Source organism: Paraflavitalea sp. (assembly GCF_059502485.1).
Map to the genome: position 1 here is coordinate 1246725 of NZ_JCACET010000008.1, position 21708 is coordinate 1268432.

Genomic DNA, 21708 nt, shown 5'->3' on the forward strand with positions numbered 1-21708 from the left:
AGCACGGATTTTGTATCCGTGCTTTTTTAATTGTTACCTATATCGTAAGCTGTTTTTCCCAATTGCGTAAGTGGCCCCTCTTTATACTGCCGTCCTTTGCAGCCGAAAAAATTCCTTCTCCTTATCGAAGTGTATAGCACTTCCTGTTTACTTCAGTCACCTCGATCTTAAGTTATTTATAAATGACCAACATGAAATTCAAGTTTCTCTTTACTGTTTTATTCTTTGTGTGCATATTTTCTGGTTTCTCATCGTTTGCTCAAAGTGGCGGCACGCTGCAGGGGAAAGTTTTTTCTTCTGATGGCCAGCCTGCAGAGGGTGTGTCGGTGGTATTGGTGGGTAAAAAACACGCTACTACTACCAATAGCCTCGGTGAATACAAGCTTACCGGCATCCAACCGGGCAGCTATGTACTCAGGGCTTCTTCCGTTGAACTGAAACCGGTAGAAAAAAATATTACTATACAGCCTGGTGAGTCAGCCTCCTATGATTTCAGGCTTACGGAAAACCACGCCTTCCTCGAAGAGATCGTTGTTGCGGGCAGGAAGAATAAGTTTTACTCCAAAGAAAGTCAATCAGTGGCCAAAATGCCGCTTGCACGCCTGGAGAATGCACAGGTGTATACTTCCATCCCTAAGAACTTGCTGCGTGAGCAGATGGTGATTGATTTTGGCAATGCGCTCAGGAATACGCCGGGCTTATATAAGATACAGGGTAGCCGGGGCATCAACTCCGATGGTGCTTCTTTTTATTCACTCCGTGGCTTCCGTACCGAAGCTACGATGGTAGACGGTGTTCCTTCGCAAACCAATGGCGATTACGATCCTGCGTCTGTTGAGCGCATCGAAGTGGTTAAAGGGCCTTCAGCTACATTGTTTGGTGGTGCACTTACTTCTTTTGGCGGTCTCGTAAATATTATTACCAAGAAGCCATTGGATACGTTGGGTGGTGAAGTTTCTTATACTACCGGCAGTTTTAACCTCAACCGCGTGAATGCAGATGTGTATGGCTCTCTGAACGAAGAAAAAACAGTGTTGTTCCGCTTGAATGCCGCTTACCATCACCAGCTTAGCTGGCAGGATGCCGGTTTCAGGAAAACATTCTTCCTGGCGCCTTCACTGGAGCTGCGTGCCTCTGAAAAATTGCGCATCAACCTGAATGCAGATTTCTATAGCGCAGAAGCTACCAGCCCTTCGGTAGTATTCCTCAACCGCACGCGTCAATTCATTGCGCATACACCTGAAGAATTGCATTTCGATTGGAAGCGTTCTTATACCAGCAACGACCTCACGATCAAAACGCCTACGGTGAATGTGCGTGCGGTAGGCTCCTATAAATTGTCTGACGAATGGACTTCTCAAACGATCATCTCCAGCAATACCCGCCGCACGGATGGTTATTATCAGTACCAGTTCATCCGCAAGGCTACTGATGACTCACTGGAGCGTAATATCTCCCTGCAAAATACCATCAACACCACGCTGAATATTCAGCAGAACTTCGTGGGCGATTTCAAGATCGCCGGTTTCCGCAACAGGCTGTTGGTGGGTATCGATTACGTTCGCCTGAAGGTGAACAATGATAACTCTCCTTACATCGTTTATGATTTCGTGAATGGCACGCTGAACAATGATAACAACTATGTAAAGATCTCTAAGTATGGTGTAGATCAAAAGATCGCTGCCAGCACGGCTGCACCGACGAGGAATCATGGGTCTACCTATATATACAGCGCCTATGCGTCGGATGTGATCAATATTACGGATCAGTTGATAGCGATGCTCAGTTTGCGTGTAGACCGGTTCGATAGCAAGGGTACCATCAACCATGCTACCAATGCGCTGGTGGCGAACAGCAAGTATGCACAAACAGCCTTCTCTCCCAAGTTTGGGTTGGTGTATCAGGTGGTGAAGAACCAGGTATCGTTGTTTGCCAACTATATGAATGGCTTTGCCAACGTAGCGCCTGTTACGCAGCCACTGCCTGAGATTTCCGGCACGTTCAAACCGCAACAGGCCAACCAGTTTGAAGGTGGCGTGAAACTGGAGCTGTTTAACAACGCGTTGAACTTTACAGCCAGCTATTATGATATTAAAGTGGATAACGTTACACGTCCTGAAGTATACAAGTCGAACGGCGTGGATTACAATATTACCGTGCAGAATGGTACGCAAACCAGCAAGGGTATCGAGTTTGAACTGAATGCCAATCCGGTGAGTGGCTTGAACATCAACGCTGGTTATGCACATAATGATAGTAAGCTCACTAAATCAACAACGGCTTTAGAAGGCAGAAGGCCCGCTGCTGCTGGTCCTGCTGACCTGGCCAACCTGTGGATGAGCTATTCACTCCTAAGTGGCAAATTGAAAGGGTTTGGTGTTGGCGTGGGTGGTAATTATATTGGAGAGCATTTGACTGCTAACTCTGTTGCTACCGGCGTGTTCACTTTCCCTTCTTACACGCTGTTGAATGCAACGGTGTTTTACGAAACAAGAAGGTTCCGTCTCAGTATCAAGTTCGACAACATTACTGATGAACAATATTTCGTGGGTCAGGGTGTGATCAGCCCGCAAACGCCTGCTGCTGTGCTGGCTGGTGTGGCTGTGAAGCTGTAATCTTTCTCTGGTTATCTGTGTAAAAAAGAAGGGTGTGCCGGTTTCGGCACACCCTGTTTATTTCGTGTAATTCGCTACAATTCGTGTATTAGATTTTCCCTACCATGTCGGCTGGTATCACCCATTCATCAAACTGCTCGGGTGTCACATAACCCAACTTCACGGCCATTTCCTTGAGGGTAGTTCCTTCTTTGTGCGCTTTCTGGGCAATCTCTGCTGCTTTGTAATAACCAATCTTTGTGTTGAGGGAGGTTACCAGCATCAGTGAATTGTCTACGTGCTTCTTGATATTCTCTTCAATGGGCTTGATGCCTTCGGCACACTTGTCGTTGAAGCTAACACAGCCATCACCGATGAGGCGGGCGCTGTGCAGGAAGTTGTAGATCATTACCGGCTTGAATACGTTCAGTTCAAAGTGGCCGGTAGCACCGCCAATGTTGATGGTCACATCGTTGCCCAGTACCTGTGCGGCGATCATGGTGAGCGCTTCACATTGTGTGGGGTTCACTTTACCAGGCATGATAGAAGAGCCGGGCTCGTTATCGGGAATGAACAGCTCGCCGATGCCGCTGCGGGGGCCGGAGCTGAGCATACGGATATCGTTGGCGATCTTCATCAGGCTAACAGCTACTGTTTTCAGGGCGCCATGTGCTTCCACGATAGCGTCATGTGCTGCCAGCGCTTCGAATTTGTTCTCAGCCGTTACGAAAGGCAGGCCTGTGAGGGCCGCAATATGCTTAGCTACATTCGCTGCATAGTCGGGAGGTGTGTTGATACCAGTTCCTACTGCAGTGCCACCCAATGCCAGTTCGCTCAGGTGGGCGAGTGTATTCTTGATAGCTTTTAATCCGTGGTTCAGTTGAGATACATAGCCGCTGAACTCCTGTCCTACTGTTAATGGAGTAGCGTCCATAAAGTGCGTACGACCAATCTTCACCACTTTCATGTATTCCTTGCTCTTGGCAACCAGGGTATCGCGCAGCTTTTCAATGCCGGGGATGGTTACCTCGATCAGCATCTTATAAGCCGCGATGTGCATAGCGGTGGGGAAGGTATCGTTGGATGACTGTGATTTGTTTACGTCATCGTTGGGATGGAGGAACTTTTCTTTATCGGTGAGCTGGCCGCCTTTTACCACGTGTCCGCGATAGGCAACCACTTCATTTACGTTCATGTTGGATTGAGTACCGGAACCGGTTTGCCATACTACGAGGGGGAAGTAAGCATCCAGTTTGCCGGCCAGTATTTCGTCGCATACCTGGCCAATGAGGTCGGATTTCTCTTTGGGGAGCACGCCTGCTTCGAAGTTGGTGATGGCAGCCGCTTTTTTAAGGTAAGCAAAGGCACGGATGATCTCTTTGGGCATTCTGTTGATGTCCTGAGCAATCTTGAAGTTCTCGATGCTGCGCTGGGTCTGAGCGCCATATAAGGCATCGGCAGGCACCTGCACTTCGCCCATGGTATCTTTTTCAATACGGTAATCCATAACAAAAAAATTTGTGGGCAAAGGTAGGCGGATTACGCTTTAGTGCACGATTAATTCGCTTTTTAATACCACGTTTTCCCAGGGTATATCCTGCCGGTTGGTTTTGCTGTCCAATAGCTTGAAAAGCAATTCCGTAGCCCGGGCGCCCTGGTCGTACGGAAACTGTTCTACGGAGGCGATAGGTGGGTTGTCGAGATAGCGCGTAACAGATACATTGGCATAGCTTACAAAGCTGATGTCTTTGTCGATGCGCAGCTTCTTTTGCCGGGCATAATGTATGGCATCCAGCGCCACGTAGTCGTGAAACACCAGTACGGCCGTAGGCCTTTTCTTCCTGCTGAGCAGTTCTTCCAGTGCTTTCTCTGTGCTTTCAGTAGATAGGTCGGTGCTTACGATGAGCGATTCGTCTATAGGTATTTTATGCTTTTTAAGCGCCTCATAGTAACCGGCCAGCCGTTCATTTTTAATACCAAGAGTAGGAGGTCCTTGCATATAACCAATCGTCTTATGGCCTTTGGCAATGAGAAATTCGACAGCTTCCACCGAACTGTGATACAGGTTGCAGCTAACGGAGTGAACATCGGGTACATCGGGCACGCGATCGAAGAAGACAACCGGAATATCGTAACTCTTCATCTGTTCAAAATGGTCTATCTGTGTAGTGTTCTTCGAAATGGAAGCAAGTATGCCATCCACCCGGTGTTTTTTCATCGTTTCCAGTATCCGCTTTTCATTTTCTATATCGTCGTGCGATTGTCCGATGAGCACAATGTAATTGTTGGGCAGGGCAACCGATTCGATACCGTTGATGGCAGAGGAGAAAAACTCTTCGCGCAGGTTGGGCAATATCACCCCAATGGTGAAGGTTTTGCGCTGTTTAAAGAAGATAGCGGTTTGGTTGGGCTCATAGTTCAACTCTGCAGCCATTTTTTTCACCGCCATCCTGGTACGGAGACCAATGCTGGGATGGTCATGGAGTGCCCGGGATACGGTAGAAATGGAAATATTGAGCCGCTGCGCTATTTCTTTGATGGTAGGAAGTTTTTTCTCCATATGAACGAATATAAACAGGTAATATATTAAAAAAAAGACAAACGATTGCGCAGGTTGCCGCAGGATGCAATGAACAGGATTATCGTTAACTTTAAACGTCAGCCAAACGGTTAAGTACATTATGATTGCTCCTGCTGTAAAAAAGACGCTGCTGGTCGTTGCTGTATTGCTCGTTGCAGTACTGGTATTTACATTCAGCACCCGAAGCCACACGGTTGATTTCAACACCGAAGTTAAGCCCATCATTAATAAGAAATGTATCTCCTGCCATGGCGGCGTTAAACGTCAGGGTGGGTTTAGTCTCCTGTTCCGTTCAGAGGCGTTGGCGAATACAGAATCAGGTAAGCCGGCCATCATTCCCGGCCAACCCGGTAAAAGTGAAATGATCCGTCGCCTCACGCTTAAGGATCATGAAGAACGCATGCCTTATCATGAAGAGCCGCTCACAGACGAAGAGATCAAAACATTGAGCAACTGGATCAAACAAGGCGCCAACTGGGGTGATCACTGGGCTTATGTACCGGTAAAGGAAACGCCTGTTCCTGCTACAGATCTTGCTGGCGCCAACAACAACATCGATCATTTTATTTATGAGAAGCTGAAAGCTGCTGAGCTGAAGCCCTCGCCCGAAGCAGATAAAGCTACTTTATTGCGGCGCGTAAGTCTTGACCTCATTGGTATGCAGGCGCCTGATGCGTTGGCAAAAACTTATTTGCAGCGCAATGATCCCCGTGCATATGAACTGCTGGTAGATTCGCTGCTGGCATCACCCCACTTCGGAGAGAAGTGGGCAGCGCTCTGGCTCGACCTTGCTCGCTATTCCGATACCAAAGGGTATGAGCGTGATGGAGGGCGTAATATCTGGCGCTACCGCGATTGGCTGATCGATGCCTTCAATGCCGATAAGCCTTACAATGTTTTTCTTACCGAACAAATAGCCGGCGACCTCCTGACTGATCCCACCGATGAGCAATACATCGCTACTGCATTCCACCGCAATACCATGACGAATGATGAAGGTGGTACGGACAATGAAGAGTTTCGCACGGCGGCTGTGCTGGACCGTGTAAGCACCACGTGGGAAGGGGTGATGGGCACTACGTTTGCCTGCGTGCAATGTCATAGCCACCCTTATGACCCTTTTACGCATGACGAGTTCTACAAGTTCATGGCGTTCTTTAATGATACGCGTGATGACGATTCATTTGAAGACTACCCATTGCTGCGGCACTTTACCGATTCCATGAAACGGGAACTCGTAACATTGACAGATTGGGTAACAAAATATGCTTCAAAGGATAAAGCCCGGGAATGGGAGCGGTTTGTAAAAACCTGGGAACCTTCTATTCACTCTCTTACAGCTGATGAACTGGTGAATGCTGCACTGGCTGATACCAAGTGGCTGACCTTTCGCATGAATGGCAGCGCCCGCCTGCAACAGGTGAACTTCGATAATAAGACGCAATTGTTGATCCGTTATTCTTCAGGCCTGAAGGATGGAGTCATGAACATCAGGCTCGACAGTCTGAATGGTCAACTGGTGAAAGTAATCAAGCTGCCCGCTACCAAGGGAAGGGAAACTGTACGATTTGAACTGCCTGCTGTTTCAGGCATGCACAATATTTATTTAACGTACAACAGCAAGAGCCTTACCAATCCTGATATGGTGGGCATCACTTTCGACTGGTTTCATTTTTCCGAATCATTCCCCGGCCAGGGACAGCCTGGTTATGCAGCAATGGAAGCAAGGTACTGGGGCTTGTTGAACAAAGGCGTTCCTACTACGCCGATCATGCTGGATAATCCTGCCGACATGCATCGCCCTACACAGGTGTTTGAACGTGGCAACTGGTTGGTAAAAGGCAAAACAGTGGCGCCCGATGTACCGCATGCGTTGAATCCTTTTCCGGTGAAGGCGCCACGCAACCGGCTGGGACTGGCTATGTGGATCACACAACCCGATAACCCACTTACCGCACGCACGATGGTGAACAGGGTATGGGAACAGTTCTTTGGCAGTGGCCTTGCAGAGACGCTGGAAGACCTCGGCACACAAGGTATTCCTCCTACTCACCGTGAATTATTGGATCACCTCTCTTATAATTTCATGCATGATTATAAATGGAGTCTTAAAAGATTGATGCGGGAAATCGTGTTGTCGGCCACCTACCGGCAGGATTCAAAAGTGAGCCCTGAACTACTGGAAAAAGATCCTTTCAATAAATTATATGCAAGAGGAGCACGGGTAAGATTGTCAGCCGAACAGGTCAGGGATCAGGGATTGTGTATCAGCGGACTGATGAGTTCGGGCATGTATGGCCCATCTGTGTTTCCTTATCAGCCGGATGGCATTTGGTTATCGCCCTGGAATGGTGCACAATGGAAAAATGCCGAAGGCGAAAATGCGCACCGGCGGGCTATCTATACTTACTGGAAACGCACAGCTCCTTATCCTTCTATGATCACTTTTGATGGCGCCCTGCGGGAAGTGTGCACCTCCCGGCGTATTCGCACCAATACTCCTTTACAGGCGTTGGTAACGCTTAATGATGAAGCGTACCTCGATATGGCACGCAACCTTGCGTACCGCATGAAACGCCTGGCTGGTAAAGATGTGCAGCAACAGATCCGAAAAGGATACGAGCTGGCGATGTACAAACCCATCTCTTCAGAAAAACTGGCTGTACTGAATAAGTTATATAGTGAAGCATTGCAAACCTACCAGCGCGATAAAGATAAAACCTGTGCTGTGATCGGAGTAATGAATGAACACAATAATCCTGAAACGGCAGCACTGGTGGTTACTGCCAATGCAATGCTGAACCTGGATGAGTTGATCACTAAAAATTAACGATGACACAAAAGGAATTACATAATCAACGCCTCCTGAATGAAGCCAATGCAAGGGCGCTGCAATACATCACCCGCAGAAACTTTCTGAAGGAAAGTGCGATGGGCCTTGGTGGGTTGGCGTTGGGCGCTTTGCTGGGTGGTTGCGGTTCCGGTAGTGGTGAAATAGTTACGCCTACTGCGTTTGATGCGGCCAATCCATTGGCGCCTAAGCTGCCTTTATTTCCTGGCAAAGCCAAATCGGTTATCTATCTGCACATGGCAGGCGCCCCCTCTCAACTGGAGTTATTCGATTATAAACCTGCACTGATGAAACTGGATGGGCAAGACTGTCCCCCTTCTTTATTGGAAGGAAAACGTTTTGCTTTCATTCGTGGTGTACCCAAGATGATGGGGCCACAAGCAGCATTCAAACAACGGGGACAAAGCGGCGCATGGGTATCTGAACACATGCCGCACCTGGCGAGTGTAGCCGATGAGGTGAGTTTTTTAAAAGCGGTAACTACCGATCAGTTCAATCATGGTCCTGCACAATTGATGGTGCATACGGGCAGCCCACGCCTGGGCAGGCCCAGCATGGGCTCCTGGGCTACTTATGGCCTGGGTACGGAGAACCAGAACCTGCCTGGCTTTGTAGTGCTGACCTCTGGTGGCAAGTTTCCCGACGCTGGTAAAAGCGTGTGGGGTAGCGGTTTTCTGCCAAGCGTTTACCAGGGTGTTCAATGCCGTAGTGAAGGCGATCCTGTATTGTTCATCAAAGATCCCGATGGCATAGACCGTGACCTGCGCAAAGCTTCGATCGACGCTATCAATGAAGTGAACAGGCAACAGCATGCAGAGTTCAACGACCCAGAAACGCTTTCACGCATTGCTCAATATGAGATGGCTTACCGGATGCAGATATCTGTGCCGGAAGTGATGAACATCAATGACGAGCCTGCTTATATCCACGAGATGTATGGTACACAACCAGGCAAATCCTGTTATGCAAACAACGTGCTGCTGGCGCGCAAGCTGGTAGAAAAAGGCGTGCGCTTTGTGCAGCTGTTTGATTGGGGATGGGATAGTCATGGTACCGATAGCAACCTTGCTATCGATGTAGGCTTTATCAATAAATGCCGGCAGGTAGATAAAGCTACTACTGCGCTGCTGCTCGATCTCAAGCAACGTGGCTTGCTGGAAGATACACTCGTAGTATGGGGTGGTGAGTTTGGCAGAACGCCCATGATGGAAAACCGCGATGGTAAACAAAATCCTTTCAAAGGAAGGGATCACCACGTAGAAGCATTTACCATCTGGATGGCGGGTGGTGGCATTAAGAGAGGCACCAGCTTTGGCGAAACAGATGAGATAGGTTATGCCGCCATCAGTGGCAAGACCACTGTATTCGATATTCAGGCTACGATCCTGAATCAACTGGGCTTTGATCATGAGAAATTCACCTACCAGTTCCAGGGCCGTCCCTTCCGATTAACGGATGTGCATGGCCGGGTGATAGAAGAGATCATTGCTTAGAGAATAGGGGTTAGCTTTTGGGTATTAGCTTTTAGCTAACCCTTAAAGGCTAAAAGCTAACAGCTCTTACATTAACCTTTAACTAATAAACATAACCAAATGACTTTGAGCCGCCGAAAGTTTTTTGAATTGGGTACTTCTGTCTCTGCCGGTGCTATGCTATTGTCGGCCTTCGATGCGATGGCTGATGATAAGCCTGCCTTTACTGTCAATCCTGCTTTTTCTTTAAAAGTGTTGGCTACCAATTGGGGATTCAGGGGCACTGTAGATGAGTTTTGTGCTAAAGCAAAAAAGGAAGGCTATGATGGCATCGAGATGTGGTGGCCCGGCGATGAGCAGGGACGCAAAGAGCTGTTCGATGCTTTAAAGAAACATAGCCTGGATATTGGTTTCTTGTGTGGAGGTTCCTCCAGTAACGCGCAGGAGCATTTAGCCGAGTTCAAAAAAGCAATAGATGCGGCGGCCAATAATAAAGTACAACGGCCTTTGTACATCAACTGCCATGCTGGCCGTGATTACTTCTCCTTCGAGCAAAACCAGACATTCATTGATCATACTACGCAGTTAGCGAAACAAACCGGTATCAAAATATGCCATGAAACACACCGGTCGCGGATACTGTTTGCGGCGTCTGTAGCACGTCATTTTATAGAGAAACTGCCCGATCTGCGCCTCACGTTCGATGTATCGCACTGGTGCAATGTGCATGAAAGCCTGCTGGGCGATCAACCCGAAAATGTAGCCATGGCGCTGGAGCGCGTAGAGCATATTCATGCGCGCATTGGCCATCCGGAAGGTCCGCAGGTAAGCGATCCGCGTGCACCTGAGTGGGACCCGGCTGTGAAAGCACATGTTGGCTGGTGGGATAAAGTGATAGAGCGCAAGAAGAAAGCCGGTGAAGTGATGACGATCCTTACAGAGTTTGGTCCACCCGATTATATGCCAACATTGCCCTATACACGTCAGCCACTGTCTGATCAGTGGGCCATCAATGTGCATATGATGCAGATGCTTAGAAAACGATATTCTTAAATTCATCCGTAGACTATAGTGTTTCCTTTAATCGGTCACTTCCATCCAGTATTTGTTCACCTGCCCATCGGCATTCTTGTACTGGCCTGTATTTTCCAGCTGGTTGAAAGACGGAAGCCGTCGCCGGGGTTGCATCACGCAATCACGATCGCGTTGCTCATCGGCATGATCAGCGCTATTATTTCCTGCATTACTGGTTACTTCCTATCCCGCAGTGATGATTATGATCAAGAATTGGTCAGCCAGCACCAGTGGATGGGTATCGGTGTGGCAGTGGTGGCCATCGTGTTGTACTTCCTGCGCAAGAAGGATACTGCCAAACGCTGGCACTGGCCATTGATGATTGTGTTGATCGTGTTGGTAAGTATCACAGGGCATATTGGTGGCTCGCTTACGCATGGCTCCGATTACCTTACCCGCCCGTTTACCAATCTGGGCAATGGTGCTGATACGGTGCAGCGGGTCGTTATCACGGATGTACAGGAAGCGGCTGTGTACCAGCAGGTCATCCAGCCTTTATTGGAAACCAAATGTTACAGCTGTCACAATAAGAATAAGCAAAAGGGTGGCTTGCGCATGGACGAGCAGGCATTGTTGTTGAAAGGAGGAAAGAATGGAGTTGTGTTGATGCCCGGCAAACCCGATGAAAGCGATATGCTGAAAAGGATATTGCTGCCGCGGGAAGATGAAGACCACATGCCGCCCAAAGAAAAACCTCAGTTAACAGAAAGCGAAGCCCTGCTGGTACGTTGGTGGATAGAGAAGGGTGCTTCTTTCGATAAAAAAGTAAAAGAGCTGGAACAGCCAGCTGCTGTTAAACCTGTCTTACTGGCCTTGCAAAACAGCTCTGGCGCAGCAACAAAACCGAGCCCGGCTGCTATTCCTACAGAGCCGGTTGATCGCGCTGATGAAAACGCCCTCAAAAAGATCAGGGAGCTGGGTGTGGTCATTTTACCGGTGTCGCAAAATAGCCATTACCTTTCGGCCAACTTTATTACAGCAACAAAAGCCGGGAATAAAGATTTGTCCCTGTTGCTGCCGGTGAAACAACAACTCGTATGGCTAAAGCTGGGCTTGCCTGCTATGAATGATTCTGCACTGAACATTATTGCGCAATGCGATCACCTTACACGTCTTCAATTGAATCATACCAGCATTACCGATGCAGGACTATCACAACTCAATACACTTAAAGAGTTGCGATACCTGAACCTGGTAGGTACAAAGGTGAGTGCTGAAGGATTATTGCAATTGAAAGGATTGGATAAACTGCAATCTATTTATTGTTACCAGACTGCGGTACGTGCGGCAGATTATACAAAATTACAAAAAGCCTTTCCCGGCGTACAGATCGATACCGGTGGTTACAAAGTGCCGCTGTTGGAAACAGATACTACAGAAGTAAAACCCTCAGTGAAAAAGTAAAAGCGATAGGTGACACCTTTTCAAAAGGTGTCACCTATCGCTTCTTATTACGCTAATTACTTTCCTTGAAATACTGGTTTCCGCTTCTCCAAAAACGCGGAGGCGCCTTCCTGCATATCTTCAGTAGCAAAGCATTCTCCAAACTTTTGTATTTCGAGATCGTAACCTTTCTGGGTGTGGTCAAAATTGTTGACGCAATTAATGATGCTGGCCAGGGCAATGGGGGCCTTGGATTGTATGTTTTGCAATATCTCTTTTGTTCTGTCCAGCAGCTCCCGTGGAGGTGTTACCTTATTCACGATACCATACGATTGTGCTTCGCTTGCAGAGATCATGTCGCCGCTCATTAACAATTGCATGGCGCGACCTTTGCCTACCAACTGTACCAGCCGCTGGGTTCCGCCATAGCCGGGTATAAGGCCGAGGTTCACTTCAGGCTGCCCAAACCTGGCGGTGTCGGCAGCAATAATGAAGTGGCAGGAGAGGGCCAGCTCACAGCCGCCACCTAAAGCAAAGCCATTGACGGCTGCTACGATGGGCTTGGGCGACCGCTCTATTTTAAAGAAGATATCGTGGCCTTTTTTGGCGATGGCCATACCCTGCTCTTTACTGAGCCCCTGGAACTCGCTGATGTCGGCACCGGCTACAAAAGCTTTGATGCCTGCACCGGTGATGATGGCCGATTTGATGTCGGGATTGCTGTACACCTCATCGATTGCCTTACCGAGCTCGTCCATTACCGTCTTGTTGATAGCGTTCAGTTTGTCGGGCCGGTTAATAGTGATGGTACAGATATGTTGTTCGATTTCAACCAGTAATGTCTCGTACATGGCAAGTTTTTTCCAAATCTAAGGAATGTCTTGTATATGGGTTGTTAACCTGTTCTCTAATTTACCCTTGCCATATTTGTCCCAAAAGGTTACTACAATCTTGTATTCCTGCTCCCAATCCATAGGCTTCCCGGTGTTGATCGTACACTTCAATTCCCTGGCTTTTTCCTCGTCCCACACATCATTTCCTTTGAACAGGTCCGGTTCAGACAGCATCGTTTTGCCGCTGCTGTCGGTGATCACCAGCGAACAACCTACAGACACTTTTCCGTCTTTGGTTACCAGCCCTTCCACGCCCCGGTTGATGACGGCAAAGCTTTCACCAAGCACTACCTGGTTGTGTGATACCACTTCATTATTCATTACCCGCAGCACTTCCTGCGGCTCTATATTCGTCCAGGTAGTGGTAATGCCATTGCCCAGGTCTTTTTTAATGCCTGTGCGGAATCCTCCTTTGCAGGAAATGAGGCCAATCAATACGAGCACAGCGATCATCAACTTTTTTGTAATCATCGTTTTAAGGTTTAAATAGAAGCCAAAGTTGAGGCTTGCAGCTGGGCGACGAAAGCAAAAACAGGCGGCTGGTACTTAAAACTTAGTAAAGCGGGCATACCGCTGTATGAAATGCCGGCCAATCAGAAATTATACCTGTTATGGTATTAAAATCGCTAACCACCCATTAGTGCTTATCCGGCGCGTCAGGTGCCTGTACATTTGCATCCTGATTACGTGCTGTATTGAGTTTAGTGCATTTCAGTAAAGGAAAACCTCACTTCAAAGGACATCATTTTACAGGAGCGCTTTATTACATCAACTTTGCGCGGTCAATAACAGATCAGGTATCCATTAATCATTAAACTATTAATCATGAAATGGCTTTCAATAGCCGGCGTGGCCGTGCTGTGTCTTGTTGGGTATGTGGCGTTTGTATACATGAAAGTGCCGCCGCAGAAAGTTGTAATAACAAAAAGCCTCGTGCAATGGCAAAGCACCGGCGATAGTGCTTCCTCCACCCGGTTGATGAAAGATAGTATCGGACGCATTACCAGCGTGGAGAATAATGTGGAGGTAAATAGCTTTCGCTTTTGGGCAGACAGCGTGTTGATTAGTGAATATTCCAAAACAGAAGACAGGATTGTATATACTTTCAAAGGCCGGCTCGATACGGCTGGTAAGTTGATCAGTGGTAAAGCCATAGCTACGTATGATGTTTACGCACCTGATACCGTACAACACCTTTTTGAATACAATGCCGGCAGTTACCTGGTGAAAGAATATCGGGATTATGGTAAAACAGGTACTTACACCATTGCTTATGAGTATGAGGGCAGCGATGTAATAAAGATATCTACCTGGCTCAATAATGAACTGAATAATACCAAAGAGCTGGCGTATTACAAGGAGAAAAATAACCTTACAGGACTGGAGGATTTTAAGTTCAGAAGAAATATCAATAGCCTGACGGGCAACAGCAGCAGGCACCTGGTAAAACAAATCACTTCGACAGCCGGCAATGGCAAACGGAATTACTCTTTCACGTACGAGTATGAGACAGACGAGGATGGCATGCCAGTTAAATTGATCGCTAAACGCGGAAAGAAAGTCAGTGCGGTTACTACTTACTATTATGCAGCTAAACTGTAATACCGACCCTTTGTAAACTATAAAATGAAAGCGTGTGATTGCATGGTGGAACATAAGAAAGCGAAAAAAGAGCCGTAAGCTGGTATACGGACAGCTGCAGCAACAACGGATCATATTGCAGGAAGGCGTAGCTGCCCACGCCCGTATCATCGAAATCGAAGCTGTACAGGAATTGTTGAAAGGCTATGTAGAGTTGAAGGCCTGGGTGGTGATCAGGCTGCAGGAGAAGCTGCTGTATCAGCTCATACATACCATGATACTGGCAGAAAAAGTACCGGCGCCCGGCGCAGTAGTTCCTGTTCTGGTAATGCCAGATGATACTTCTTCAATAATGATAATGTCGTAATAGGGTGTCACCCTGAGCCTGTCGAAGGGCTGTACTTTAAAAGCTCCGGTGTTCCTTCACCCAGTCGGTAATATAGCCGGCAATATCATGCGTAGAGGTGCCGGGCGCAAACAGCCGGCCTACACCCAGTGCGTTCAGCTGTTGCATATCATCTTCGGGAATGATGCCGCCGCCGGTGAGCAATACATCGTCCATACCTTTTTCCTTCATCAGTTGGATCACTTTGGGGAACACGGTCATGTGTGCGCCGGAGAGAATGCTGATGCCGATAGCATCCACATCCTCCTGCAAGGCAGCATTCACTACCATTTCAGGAGTTTGGCGTAGTCCGGTATAAATCACTTCCATGCCGGCATCGCGCAAAGCAGTGGCAATCACTTTCGCGCCACGATCGTGGCCGTCCAATCCCACCTTTGCCACCAATACCCGAACAGGTCTGTTTAATTTCTCATTCATATAGCTTGTTTATATAGCAGTGTGCTGCGGGCCGAAGCAGTATGTTGGGCAATCGTTAGCAGTATCGGCCCGCAGCTTGTATTTTACAATTGTGCTAATGTGTTACTGATGCGTTTCAGTGTTTCATCTCTGCCAATCAGTTCTGCAATATCAAATACACCCGGGCCGAATTTACCACCTACCAGCATGATGCGCAAAGGAAGCAGCACATCACCAGGCTTGATATTCTTTTGAGCAGCCAGCGCTTTAAACGATGCTTCGAGGTCTGCAGCCTTCCAACTGCCCGCAGCCCGCAGTTCTTCGCTCGCAGCTTCAAAGAACGCTTTCTTTTCTTCATTCCATTTGGGCTTCACCGCAGCGAGATCGAGTTCTGTAGGTGTTTCGAAAAGGAATTTCGATTGGTCATAAAAATCAGCCAGCAAAGTGCAGCGGTCTTTTACCAGGTCAACAACCTTTTGTAAATATTCGTCACTCGATGCAGTGATACCTTTCTCTGCAAGGAAAGGTTTAACGGCCTGCAGCAAACGATCAGCCGGTAATTTCTTGATCCACTCATGATTGAACCACTTGGCCTTTTCAAAGTCGAACTTGGCGCCGCCTTTATGTACACGATCCAGAGAGAATTTTTGTATCAGTTCATCCAATGTAAACAGCTCTTGCTCGGTGCCATCATTCCAGCCCAGCATTGCCAGCAGGTTGATGAAAGCTTCGGGTAAAAAGCCCAGTTCACGAAAGCCTTTGGTGAACTCATTGGTTTTGGGATCGGCCCAGTTCATAGCAAATACCGGGAAGCCGAGACGGTCGCCATCACGCTTACTTAATTTACCATTACCGTCTGGTTTCAGTATCAATGGCAGGTGGGCCCACTGAGGCATGTCTTGTTCCCAACCCAGGTATTTCCACAGCAGGACGTGTACCGGTGCGCTGGGCAGCCATTCCTCGCCACGGAAAGCATGCGTTATCTTCATCAGGTAGTCATCTACCACCACAGCAAGGTGATAAGTAGGCATACCATCAGCTTTGAGCAATACTTTATCATCCACCAGCCCTGTATGGAAGCTCACTTCACCACGGATCATATCGGTAAAAGTCACCGTTTCATTTTCAGGCATGCGGATGCGGATCACATACGGTACGCCATCTTCGAGTAACGTTTCTGTTTCTTCCAGCGTCAGGGAACAGGAATTGCGCATCTCCAGACGGGTGGTATGATCATATTGCGGAGAGGGATTCTCTGGAGTCTTGAGGCGTTGGCGCATAGACTCCAGTTCTTCCGGTCTGTCGAAAGCATAATAAGCATGCCCGGTTTGCACCAGGTGTTCGGCATACTGGCGGTAGATGGATTTGCGCTCACTTTGGCGGTAAGGGGCATAAGGGCCACCCACGTGTGGGCCTTCCACGGGCTCCAGCCCACACCATTTAAGACAGTTGATAATATATTCTTCAGCACCCGGCACATAGCGGGTTTGGTCGGTATCTTCAATCCGCAACACAAAATCGCCCCCGTGCTGGCGGGCAAACAGGTAATTGTATAAAACCGTGCGCACGCCCCCCAGGTGTAAGCCGCCTGTCGGGCTGGGTGCAAATCGAACGCGTACTTTTTTTGCCATAGGCGGCAAAGATAAGGAGTAGGAGGTACAAGGCAGAAAGCGGGGTCCAGCGGGAAAGTACTATTTTAGAGCGTCCAACGTTAATATTCTATGTCGAAAGGCCTATTCATACTGGTGCTGATGTTGGTGGTAAAGTGTACACAGGCGCAGCTTACGTACCAAAACCTCGAAGTGGATTACGACAGCACCTGGGAATACAAGAACCTCAAGATAATTCCCCTCCGCCCCAAGGGAGGCGGTAATGGCAACCCCCTCGGCATTCCCCAACACAATGGCAAACCCATCATCTCACTCAGCCAGGCATTGAAACTGGGCTATGTGAAAGTGAGCGAACGCGGCAGCGCTTCTACAGAAAATGTACATTACCTGCGCATCAACAACCGGTCCGATACGGCTATATTTATCGCCTCGGGTGAGATCATCGCGGGTGGCCGGCAAGACCGCATGGTGACGAGAGATACCATATTAAAGCCCAACGGCAAAGATCAGTACATAGATGTAATGTGTGTGGAAGAAGGACGCTGGAGCGACAAAGAAAAAAAGTTTAGCTATTTCGGTTATGCCAACCCGGGCTTGCGCAAGGTGGTAGACCAATCTAAGAACCAGGTGTTGGTGTGGAAGGAAATCTTCGGTCAGTTGGATGGCAGCGGCGTTAAAGCGCCTACACTGGCCTATACGGCGCGGAAACAGGACAAGAAATATGTATTGCAGGAAGATGAATATTTCCGTTTCTTTTATGATAAAATATTCAAGGATAGCGGTGTAGTGGGATTTGTATGTGTAAGTGGCGATAAAGTGATCGGCATGGATGCATTTGCCGGTGGCAACTTATTCCGGGAAGAGCTGGAGCCTTTATTGCGTGGTTACATCGAGGATGCAATTGTGCGCGGCAGCCCCGTTACAGCAAAAGACGACACCGTAAAGAAATACCTCGATAAGGTCCTCTCCAGCGAACGCGGACAACAGGAATACCTGAAGAAAAATGGTAAGATATTCCGCTATGAAGAGAAGGTATATCATATAACAGGCTACAAAGAGTAATTTCGGCTACTTTTGTAGTACCATGTTTTACTTCTTCAAAACACCATGGCTCCTTAAGAAAATGTATCCCGGTTGTACCTGGGATATGCCCGCTACAGAAAAGATCATTTACCTCACTTTCGATGATGGCCCCCACCCAACAGCCACCCCTTACGCATTAGATGTGTTACAGCAATACCAGGCAAAAGCTACCTTCTTTTGTATAGGAAAAAATGTAGTAGAACACCCCGCTATCTACCGGCGAATACTGGACGAAGGCCACCGTACGGGCAACCACACCCACAATCACCTCAATGGGTGGAAAGTAAAAAACGATCAGTATATCAACAACATCGTGGAGGCGTCACAGCATATAGACTCCAACCTATTCCGTCCACCATACGGACGGATCACCAAATTCCAGGTGAAAATCCTCTCTGATATAGCTGCGTATAAAGGTTCCGACCGAAACTTTAGAATTATCATGTGGGATGTGCTAAGTGGTGATTTTGACCGCGATCTTTCTCCGGAAAGCTGCACATTAAATGTTATTAATAAGTCAAAGCAGGGAAGTATTGTTGTTTTTCATGATAGTGAAAAAGCATTTCCAAGAATGAAGGAAGCGTTACCGGCAATGCTCAAATATTTTAGTGGTAAGGGGTACCGTTTTGAGGCAATTCAATTGTAAAAAAATACTACTGTAAGACTGAAAATTTGTCGTGAATCGGATTCCCAAAATTGGAGAAACGTCCTAAAATAATTTGGGCCTGGGTAGACACCCTGGCCCGTTTTTAATCCGTACCCTATGAAAACTGATTTAAAGGTATAATTTTTTTTGATTCGACCAAAGATATTTCGAATACCACTTTCTGGTAATGGCGATTGGGTAGTCAGTCACATTGTCGGTTCGGTGTCCAAATCAGGTAGCTCAATACCTTATTTAGGTACGATCGGTGCCGCCTTCAATTGACGGTTGGCAGGAGCTGTCATCAGGAAAAAACGATGGTCCGTTACGATTTATAGCGATTTAGCCTTATAAATTGGCTTTATGATGGCAAAATGTAAATAATTTTGCCCTCTTTTGAATAGTGTTATATTATGCAAATCATTGATACCCATACTCATTTATACAGCAACTCCTTCCTGAGCGATATTGAGGCGGTGATCAGTCGCGCTGAAGCAGAGGGGGTAAACCGGTTTTACCTGCCAGCCATCGACAGCGAAAGCCATCCCACTATGCTCGACCTGGAAGCCCGTTTTCCCGGCAAGTGCATTGCCATGATGGGGCTGCACCCGGTATCGGTGAAAGAAGATTACCAGGAAGAACTGAACCTGGTGGCCGAATGGCTGAGCAAAAGAAAGTTTGCAGCGGTGGGAGAGATAGGCCTCGATTACTACTGGGACCGCAGTTTCGATCAACAGCAGATAGCTGCCTTTCACCAGCAAATAGAATGGGCTTTGCAGTACAAACTACCCATCGTGATCCATTCCCGGGAGTCGATGAACGATTGTATTCGCATCGTACAGGAACACCAAAAAGGAGCGCTGGGCGGAATCTTCCATTGCTTTACCGGCACAGAGGAGCAGGCCCGGCAGATCATCGACGCCGGTTTCTACCTGGGCATTGGCGGGGTGCTTACCTATAAAAAGACGACCCTGCCCGAAGTACTGAAGAATATCCCGTTGGAACACGTGGTATTGGAAACGGATGCGCCCTACCTGCCGCCGGTACCCTTCCGGGGCAAACGCAATGAAAGCAGTTATTTAAAGTACGTGTTGGAAAAGCTTGCCGAAGTAAAAGAAATGCCCCAAGAGGAGGTTGCAAAAATTACTACGGCCAATGCCCAAAAAATATTCGGTTGATAGGACGCGAAACTGTATTTTTGCCACCCATTTTTAGGGAGCGATCCATAAAATGGTTTTAGACTTCAACTGGAGACGTGTCCGAGTGGTTGAAGGAGTCCCGATGAAAATCGGGAGAAAGTGTGAAACTCGAAAGGGTATCGTGAGTTCGGACAAGTTCAAAGTTCTAAGAAGTAAGTGTTATTTTAAATATTGAAGACGTGTCCGAGTGGTTGAAGGAGTCCCGATGAAAATCGGGAGAAAGTGTGAAACTCGAAAGGGTGTCGCGAGTTCGGACAAGTTCAAAGTTCTAAGAAGTAAGTGTTATCAAAATATTGGAGACGTGTCCGAGTGGTTGAAGGAGCACGCCTGGAAAGTGTGTATACTCGAAAGGGTATCGCGAGTTCGAATCTCGCCGTCTCCGCAATATTTCAGTTGTGTATGGAACACAATGAAAAGTTCTACGTTTATGTCCTTCAGTCCTTGAAGGACTTTTCTTTTTATATAGGTCAATGTGATGACCTTGATCGTCGCATGAGCAAGCATTTTGATGGTCTGAGCCAATATACCTCCGGAAAAGGCCCTTGGCGGTTACGTTATTTTGAGTGCTACGATAGTCGGTCAAAAGCGATCAAAAGAGAAAATGCTATCAAGAAAAAGAAATCCCGGAAATATATTGAATGGCTGATCAGCGGCAGGTTTGAGGAAATCGCAAGCTAAAGCCCTGACAACCTGATATGTCCGAGTGTTTGAAGGAGTCCCGACGGCTGTCGGGAGAAAGTGTGTATACTCGAAAGGGTATCGCGAGTTCGAATCTCGCCGTCTCCGCCAAACAAAAATGCCCGGCCTCTCAGGTCGGGCATTTCTATTGTTGAGTATTACAAAGTTTGCTCCGGCACATTATTCGTTTTTCAGGAACCTGCCACTATAATCAATAGACTTGCCTGATACATTCCCGTCGGAAAAGCGGTTACACCTGCCAGAATATAGCCGCCATCACCATTTTGAGTGATTGGCTTGTACCTGCCGTTTTCAACCACTATAATTCCGTATCTTCAGTTATCTCCGCCTTATTAATCCCTCTCGTTGACTCCCATTTTGAAGACTACTTATTGTTAATCTCTTAAAACAAACCTAATGAGCGAATCAACAGGTGTACAGCCAGCTGTCACCAACCCCAACAAAGCGTTATGGGAAAAAGGCGATTTTACTAAAATGGCGGAGTGCATGCGTGAGAGCGGAACGGCACTTGTAAGTAAACTGGGCGTCATGCCCGGCATGAATGTATTGGATCTCGGTTGTGGTGACGGTACCACAGCGCTTCCCGCTGCCCGGCTTGGTGCTAATGTATTAGGCGTGGATATTGCGAGGAACCTTGTGGAGGCTGGCAACAAGCGCATCCGCGAAGAAGGGCTAACCAATATCGCTATCCGGGAAGGCGATGCCACCAACCTCGAAGGATTGGAAGATGGCTCTTTCGATCTGGTGGTAAGCATCTTCGGTGCTATGTTCGCCCCTAAGCCATTCGACGTAGCAAAGGAAATGGTGCGGGTCACTCGCCCCGGAGGAAGAATTATAATGGGCAATTGGATACCGAATGACCCTACCCTGGTGGCGCAGATACTTAAGATCAGTTCAGCCTACACCCCACCACCGCCAGAAGGTTTTGTAAGCCCGATGCTATGGGGTGTTGAAAGCCATGTGACCGAGCGGTTTGGCAAGGCCGGCATTCCTGCAGAAAACATTTCTTTTGAAAGAGATACTTATCCCTTCATAGCTCCATTCCCGCCTTCCGCATTTGTCGAAAGATTTAAGAACTATTATGGCCCAACCATGAATGCATTTGAAGCGGCACAGAAAAATGGGAAGACTGCGGAGTTACAACATGAGCTGGAAACCTTGTTCAACAGCCTGAATAAAAGTGATGATCCTAATAAAACAGCCATTCCTGCTACATTTATGCGTGTGACGGTGAGTCGTTAAC

General features: G+C 47.8%; 18 protein-coding genes and 1 tRNA gene. 13 read left to right on the plus strand and 6 right to left on the minus strand.

Annotated features, from left to right (window positions below):
* The first annotated feature begins 191 nt into the window (after positions 1-191).
* The gene (locus tag AC5JBY_RS07935; RefSeq protein WP_495904032.1) at positions 192-2615 is read left to right on the plus strand and encodes a TonB-dependent siderophore receptor; all 2424 of its coding nucleotides are present in this window, start codon (positions 192-194) and stop codon (positions 2613-2615) included.
* Positions 2616-2703: 88 nt separating this feature from the next.
* Here AC5JBY_RS07935 and fumC read toward each other — a convergent pair whose 3' ends face one another.
* Positions 2704-4101 (minus strand): class II fumarate hydratase, encoded by a 1398-nt coding sequence (fumC, locus tag AC5JBY_RS07940; RefSeq protein ID WP_495904033.1) that lies wholly within the window; start codon positions 4099-4101, stop codon positions 2704-2706.
* Between the two features lie 39 nt (positions 4102-4140).
* Entirely contained in the window at positions 4141-5154 is a 1014-nt protein-coding gene (locus tag AC5JBY_RS07945; RefSeq protein ID WP_495904034.1) for a LacI family DNA-binding transcriptional regulator, read from the minus strand.
* Between the two features lie 121 nt (positions 5155-5275).
* Between AC5JBY_RS07945 and AC5JBY_RS07950 the strand changes: the two genes are divergently transcribed.
* The 4 genes from AC5JBY_RS07950 to AC5JBY_RS07965 all read left to right on the plus strand — a co-directional run bounded on the left by AC5JBY_RS07950 (position 5276) and on the right by AC5JBY_RS07965 (position 11976).
* Positions 5276-8005 carry a DUF1553 domain-containing protein gene (locus tag AC5JBY_RS07950; protein ID WP_495904035.1) on the plus strand — a complete coding sequence of 910 codons (2730 nt, stop codon included), beginning with the start codon at positions 5276-5278 and terminating at the stop codon, positions 8003-8005.
* Between the two features lie 2 nt (positions 8006-8007).
* The gene (locus tag AC5JBY_RS07955; protein WP_495904036.1) at positions 8008-9519 is read left to right on the plus strand and encodes a DUF1501 domain-containing protein; all 1512 of its coding nucleotides are present in this window, start codon (positions 8008-8010) and stop codon (positions 9517-9519) included.
* Between the two features lie 99 nt (positions 9520-9618).
* On the plus strand, positions 9619-10551 hold the full coding sequence (locus tag AC5JBY_RS07960; protein ID WP_495904037.1) for a sugar phosphate isomerase/epimerase family protein: 933 nt from the start codon (positions 9619-9621) through the stop codon (positions 10549-10551).
* 18 nt (positions 10552-10569) lie between these two features.
* Positions 10570-11976, plus strand: coding sequence for a c-type cytochrome domain-containing protein (locus AC5JBY_RS07965; RefSeq protein ID WP_495904038.1), 1407 nt, complete (start codon positions 10570-10572; stop codon positions 11974-11976).
* A 56-nt stretch (positions 11977-12032) separates the two neighbouring features.
* On the opposite strand, the gene AC5JBY_RS07970 is transcribed toward AC5JBY_RS07965, so the two are convergent.
* Positions 12033-12806 (minus strand): enoyl-CoA hydratase/isomerase family protein, encoded by a 774-nt coding sequence (locus AC5JBY_RS07970; RefSeq protein ID WP_495904039.1) that lies wholly within the window; start codon positions 12804-12806, stop codon positions 12033-12035.
* A gap of 18 nt (positions 12807-12824) precedes the next feature.
* A complete protein-coding gene (locus AC5JBY_RS07975; protein ID WP_495904040.1) occupies positions 12825-13319 on the minus strand; it encodes a hypothetical protein in 495 nt (164 codons plus the stop codon).
* A gap of 354 nt (positions 13320-13673) precedes the next feature.
* On the opposite strand from AC5JBY_RS07975, the gene AC5JBY_RS07980 reads away from it, so the two are divergent.
* Together AC5JBY_RS07980 and AC5JBY_RS07985 are read left to right on the plus strand one after the other, a co-directional pair.
* Positions 13674-14450: a hypothetical protein gene (locus tag AC5JBY_RS07980; protein ID WP_495904041.1), complete on the plus strand. Its 777-nt coding sequence runs from the start codon at positions 13674-13676 to the stop codon at positions 14448-14450.
* Between the two features lie 34 nt (positions 14451-14484).
* Positions 14485-14796, plus strand: coding sequence for a hypothetical protein (locus AC5JBY_RS07985; protein WP_495904042.1), 312 nt, complete (start codon positions 14485-14487; stop codon positions 14794-14796).
* A gap of 36 nt (positions 14797-14832) precedes the next feature.
* On the opposite strand, the gene AC5JBY_RS07990 is transcribed toward AC5JBY_RS07985, so the two are convergent.
* Complete coding sequence (locus tag AC5JBY_RS07990) at positions 14833-15252, minus strand: cobalamin B12-binding domain-containing protein (RefSeq protein ID WP_495904043.1); 420 nt, start codon at positions 15250-15252, stop codon at positions 14833-14835.
* 83 nt (positions 15253-15335) lie between these two features.
* Positions 15336-16862 carry a glutamate--tRNA ligase gene (gene gltX, locus AC5JBY_RS07995; RefSeq protein WP_495904044.1) on the minus strand — a complete coding sequence of 509 codons (1527 nt, stop codon included), beginning with the start codon at positions 16860-16862 and terminating at the stop codon, positions 15336-15338.
* A 90-nt stretch (positions 16863-16952) separates the two neighbouring features.
* On the opposite strand from gltX, the gene AC5JBY_RS08000 reads away from it, so the two are divergent.
* From AC5JBY_RS08000 to AC5JBY_RS08025, 6 genes are all read left to right on the plus strand, one after another.
* Positions 16953-17903: an ARPP-1 family domain-containing protein gene (locus AC5JBY_RS08000; RefSeq protein WP_495904045.1), complete on the plus strand. Its 951-nt coding sequence runs from the start codon at positions 16953-16955 to the stop codon at positions 17901-17903.
* Between the two features lie 22 nt (positions 17904-17925).
* Positions 17926-18570 (plus strand): polysaccharide deacetylase family protein, encoded by a 645-nt coding sequence (locus AC5JBY_RS08005; protein ID WP_495904046.1) that lies wholly within the window; start codon positions 17926-17928, stop codon positions 18568-18570.
* Positions 18571-18980: 410 nt separating this feature from the next.
* Complete coding sequence (locus AC5JBY_RS08010; protein ID WP_495904047.1) at positions 18981-19745, plus strand: TatD family hydrolase; 765 nt, start codon at positions 18981-18983, stop codon at positions 19743-19745.
* A gap of 316 nt (positions 19746-20061) precedes the next feature.
* Positions 20062-20148 (plus strand) — tRNA-Ser (locus tag AC5JBY_RS08015).
* Positions 20149-20165: 17 nt separating this feature from the next.
* Positions 20166-20444 (plus strand): GIY-YIG nuclease family protein, encoded by a 279-nt coding sequence (locus AC5JBY_RS08020; RefSeq protein ID WP_495904048.1) that lies wholly within the window; start codon positions 20166-20168, stop codon positions 20442-20444.
* Between the two features lie 417 nt (positions 20445-20861).
* Positions 20862-21707 carry a class I SAM-dependent methyltransferase gene (locus tag AC5JBY_RS08025; protein WP_495904049.1) on the plus strand — a complete coding sequence of 282 codons (846 nt, stop codon included), beginning with the start codon at positions 20862-20864 and terminating at the stop codon, positions 21705-21707.
* The last annotated feature ends 1 nt before the right edge of the window (position 21708 follow it).